Origin of the sequence: Streptomyces laculatispora, from assembly GCF_017353455.1 — a bacterium.
In the GTDB taxonomy this organism is placed as follows: Bacteria; Actinomycetota; Actinomycetes; order Streptomycetales; family Streptomycetaceae; genus Streptomyces; species Streptomyces laculatispora.
The window spans coordinates 1-4,477 of sequence record NZ_JAFMPZ010000415.1 but is presented as its reverse complement, the minus strand read 5'-3'; the positions used below and the strand labels follow the sequence as shown (position 1 = coordinate 4,477).

4 protein-coding genes and 1 pseudogene are annotated in these 4,477 nt (G+C 68.8%); all 5 read right to left on the bottom strand.

Annotated elements, in window-relative coordinates:
• Positions 1-1,076 (bottom strand): annotated as a pseudogene (locus J1C73_RS20970) (heparinase II/III domain-containing protein); the annotation flags it as partial.
• Positions 1,064-1,828 (bottom strand): SDR family NAD(P)-dependent oxidoreductase, encoded by a 765-nt coding sequence (locus J1C73_RS20965; RefSeq protein ID WP_207317772.1) that lies wholly within the window; start codon positions 1,826-1,828, stop codon positions 1,064-1,066. The gene J1C73_RS20965 and the pseudogene J1C73_RS20970, both read right to left, overlap by 13 nt.
• 45 nt (positions 1,829-1,873) lie before the next feature.
• Positions 1,874-2,797 (bottom strand): carbohydrate ABC transporter permease, encoded by a 924-nt coding sequence (locus J1C73_RS20960; protein ID WP_307797754.1) that lies wholly within the window; start codon positions 2,795-2,797, stop codon positions 1,874-1,876.
• Positions 2,784-3,626 (bottom strand): carbohydrate ABC transporter permease, encoded by an 843-nt coding sequence (locus tag J1C73_RS20955; RefSeq protein ID WP_207317771.1) that lies wholly within the window; start codon positions 3,624-3,626, stop codon positions 2,784-2,786. The genes J1C73_RS20960 and J1C73_RS20955 overlap by 14 nt, the downstream gene beginning before the upstream one ends.
• 138 nt (positions 3,627-3,764) lie before the next feature.
• Positions 3,765-4,477: extracellular solute-binding protein (locus J1C73_RS20950; protein WP_207317770.1), on the bottom strand; the 713-nt coding region annotated here is incomplete at its 5' end.

Genomic DNA, 4,477 nt, shown 5'->3' with positions numbered 1-4,477 from the left:
ACCGCGTAGCCCGCCGCGGTGAACACCGTGAGCGCGCCGGGAGCCGGCCGGGCCGGCAGCGCCGGGCCGGCGAACCAGCCGCCCAGCTCCCGGTCGAGACCGTCGTCCCCCGCACCCAGCTCGGCCCGGGCCCGTCCCGCCACCGCTTCCAGCGCGGCGGACGGGACCAACTGCTGTGCCAGCGCAACCAGTTCGAGCCACTCCAGAGCCAGCGGGCCACGCAGATACGGACCGTCGTGCAGCGCGGGCAGCACGCCGCCCGGCGTCGCGATCGTCGCCAGCACGTCCGTCATCCCGGCCAGCACACCCACCACATCGGCCGGAACGGCCGCCGGGTCGGTGCCCCGCAGCGCCAGCAGCGCCGCCCGCAGGACGAACCCGTGGTAATAGGTGCTGCCCTCCCACTCCCAGCCGTCCTCGGCGACCGCGACCCGCAGATGCGCGTACAGGCCGTGCTCGCCCTCCAGCCACTCCTTGCCGCCGGCCCACTCCTGCCCGCGCGCCGCTGCGGCGCCGCGGCCGGCGGCCACTCCCGCCGCATTGAGCCACGCGGTGTAGTTCGAGGCGAGCTGCCCCTTCCCGGTCAGCACGTCCCGGGCGTCCAGAGCCGCGCGCTCCAGCGCGTCGAGGAGCGGCAGCACCCCGGCCAGATCATCCGTGCCGCGCTCGGCGAGCGTGATGACGGCATGGCCGATGTTCACCGCCCAGATCGCGTCGGTGAGCGCCTGGTGGAAGAGCCGGCCGCGCAGCATCCAGCCCTGTGCCTCGCCGTGCTGCGCGGTGGCGAGTTCCTCGTACAGTCCCGCGTACTCGACGAGCCGCGACACCGCCTCGGCGCGCTCGCCGCGATGGGCGAGCACCCGCAGGTGCCGCGCCCACGCCTGGTGCGACAGCACCAGCCAGGCCCCGCGCACCGCCTCGTTGTCCACCCGGCAGCCGTACGCACAGCGCGCTCCGCCCTCGGGGAACACCCCGGCGAGCACATCGCCGTGATCCAGCTCCACACCGTGCGCCGGGCACACGTACGCGTGCCACCAGCCGCCTCGCTCCCGGGCGATCCGCCTCAACGCGGCCACACGCCACCGTCGATGTCCACCGTGGTGGCGGTCAGGAAGCCGGACGCGGGCGACGCCAGATGGACGACGGCCGAGGCGACGTCCTGCGGAGTGCCGGCCCGGCCCACCGGAATGCCCGCCTCCATCGCCTGCTGCGCCTGAGGCGCGGTGAACGTGTCGTGGAAGGCGGTGCCCTTGATGAAGCCGGGTGCCACGGTGTTCACCGTGATGCCGCTGCCGCCCAGCTCCTTGGCGAGACCCTTGGTGAATCCCCGGATGCCGGCCTTGGCGGCCGCGTAGGCGACCGAGCCGGGGCCGCCGCCGTTGTGCGCGGCCAGCGAGGACATGGTGATGATGCGCCCGGCCGACGACTTGGCCAGATGCGGCAGGGCGGCCCGCACGGTGCGGAACGTCGAGGTCAGATTGGTCGAGATGACCCGGTCGAAGTGGTCGTCCGACATCTCGGCGATCTTCGCCCGGCCGATCAGATGGCCCGCGTTGCAGACCAGGACGTCCAGGCCGCCCAGGAATCCGGTCGCCTCCTCGACGAAGCGGTCCACCTCGGCCGTCACCGTCACATCGGCCTGGAACGCCTTGGCCCGCCGGCCCAGCGCCTCGATCTCGGAGACCGTCTTCGCGGCCTCGTCGGCGGAGGAGTGGTAGTGGACGGCGACATCGGCGCCGGCCTCGGCAAGGGCGACGGCGATGGCACGGCCGATGCCGTGGCCCGCTCCGGTCACCAGTGCGCGGGAACCTTGGAGATCAGCAGACATGGGGGGTAAACCTTTCGATATCCGGTCGCTCAGGACCGGGACCGGTCACTTGAGACCGGCGGTTGCGAAGCCCTGCACGAAATAGCGCTGGCCGATGAGGAAGAGAACGACCATGGGCAGGGTGGCGAGCGTGGTGCCCGCCATCAGGAAGTGCCACTGGGTGCCGTTCTCGGTCTTGAAGACGGAGAGCCCGACCTGGATCACCCGGAGGTTGTCCGAATGGGTCACCAGCAGCGGCCAGAGGAAGTTGTTCCACGAGGACTCGAAGGTCAGCAGCGCCACCGTGATGAACGCCGGCTTGACCTGCGGAGACATGATCCTGGAGTAGATCCGGAACTCCCCGAGCCCGTCGAGGCGGGCGGCCTCCTCCAGCTCCACCGGCAGATCCAGATAGAACTGCCGGAAGAGGAAGACCGCGAACGGGGTGACCGCGCCGGGCACGATGAGCGCCCACCAGGAGTCCAGCCAGCCGCTGCCGCCCTGGCCGAAGAGGTCGTTCCCGCCGGCCAGCGGCATGAAGCGGACGATCAGGAACTCCGGCAGCACCTTGGTGTAGGTCGGGATCATCAGCGCCGCGATGAAGAGGTAGAAGATGACCTCGCTGCCCCGGAACCTGATCCGGGCCAGTGCGTACCCCGCCATCGACGCCACCAGGACGTTGATGAGGGTGTGGCTGAACGCGATGACGAAGCTGTTGCGGGCGTACGTGGCGAAGGGCGCTTCCTTCAGCGCTTCGACGTAGTTGCCGAACTCCCAGTGTTCCGGCAGCAGTCCGGCGTCCTGCGACGCGATCTCCACCGGGGTCTTGAGTGAGGTCAGCACCATCCAGACGAACGGCACCACCATCAGCAGCGAGACGACGCAGAGTGTCAGGAAGAGCGCGATCCGGCCGGCGGAGCGGCGCCTGCCCTTCGCGGCGGGCCGGGGTGGACGTACGGCCCCGGACTTGTGCAGCTCAGCTGTGGCCACGGGTGCCTCCCATGATCCGCCGGTTGACCAGGGTGAAGCCCATCAGCAGGACGAACAGCACCAGGGACTGGGCGCAGGCGTAGCCGACGCGGAACTCCCGGAAGGCGGACTTGTAGATCTCATACGTCATCATCGTGGTGCTGTTGGCGGGTCCGCCGTCGGTGAGGATGTAGATCTGGTCGAACGACTGGAACGCGTTGATCATCGAGGTGATGAGCACGAAGAACGTCGCCGGCTTCAGCAGCGGCAGCGTGATCGAGAAGAACTGCCGCACCTTCGAGGCGCCGTCCACCGAGGCCGCCTCGTACAGCTCCTTCGGCAGGGACTGCAACGCGGCCAAATAGATCAGCATCTTCATGCCGATGCCCTGCCAGATGCCGACCAGGATCACTGAAGGCATCGCCCATGAGGTCGAGGCGAGCCAGGCCGGACCGTTGATGCCGACGAATGACAGCAGGGTGTTGAACAGCCCGTTGCCCGGGTTGTAGATCCACAGCCAGACCAGGGCGATGGCCACCGTCGCGGTGACCTGCGGCAGGAAGATCGCGGTGCGGAAGATGCCCCGCGCCTTCAGGCCCGTGTGCAGGGCGAGCGCCATCAGCAGCCCCAGCATCATGCCGAACGGCACGGTGAAGAAGGTGTAGATGATGGTGTTGACGATGGACTTGCGGAAGACCGCGTCGCCCATCATGTCCCGGAAGTTGTCGAACCCCACGAACTGCGGCGGCGTCAGCACGTCGTACTTCGTGAAGGCCAGGACGACCGAGGCGATGACCGGCAGCCCGATCCAGAGGCAGGCGTGCAGCAGGGCGGGTGTCACCATGAGCATGCCGGCCCGTTGCCTGCGACGCCCGGGACCCGTAGGGGTCCTGCGAGATCGCCGCGTCGCCGGTGCGCTGTTCTCAGGCGGGGAAGGCGGACCCTTGGGCCGTGCCTTCAGTACGGATACAGCTCCCACAGTGACGCCTCACATCCGGCCGATGGCGGCCTCGGCGAGACGGCCGAGTTCCGCGATGGCGTCCTTCGCGGACTGACCGCCCACGATCGCGGGCTCCAGCGTCGGCTTGATCTTCTCGCGGATCTCCATCCAGGCCGCGGTGCCGCCCTCCGAGAAGGCGTCGCCCATGTTCTGAAGGGAGAGGTCGACGAACTTGTTCTCCTTCACATAGCCGGTGTCGCTGAGGTCCTTGAGCCCCGGTACGGAACCGCGCTGCTTGGCCGCGCCCAGGATCGACTCCGGGCTCGCGAGGTACTCGACCAGCGCACGGGCCGCCGCGGGGTGCTTGGAACTCGCCGACTGGGTGACCAGAGTGCCGCCCTGGAGCATCGCCGGCCGGCGGTTGGCCAGCACGAAGGCGCCGAGCTTGTCGTCCTTCAGCAGCTCCGGGTTCTGCTCGCCGACCTGCACCCACAGGGCGCTGGACGTCATCATCATCGACGCCTTGCCCGTCTGGACGTTCGTCGGGGCACCCAGGTCCGTCTTCTTCGCGTAGGAGGCGGAGCCGTCCTTGATCAGGTCCTTGAAGAACTGGAGCGCCTCGACACCGCGGTTGTCGGTGAAGAGCACCTTCTTGCCGTCCGCGCTGAAGAGCTGACCGCCGTTGGCGAAGAGGAAGGTCTCCCAGCACTGGCGCAGTTCGATGGAGAACGGGTCGAACCCGACCCGTTCTCCATCGAACT

Coding starts and splice junctions, on each gene's coding strand:
- J1C73_RS20965 (WP_207317772.1), bottom strand. CDS start 1,828: ATGTCTGCTGATCTCCAAGGTTCCCGCGCACTGGTGACCGGAGCGGGC.
- J1C73_RS20955 (WP_207317771.1), bottom strand. CDS start 3,626: ATGCTCATGGTGACACCCGCCCTGCTGCACGCCTGCCTCTGGATCGGG.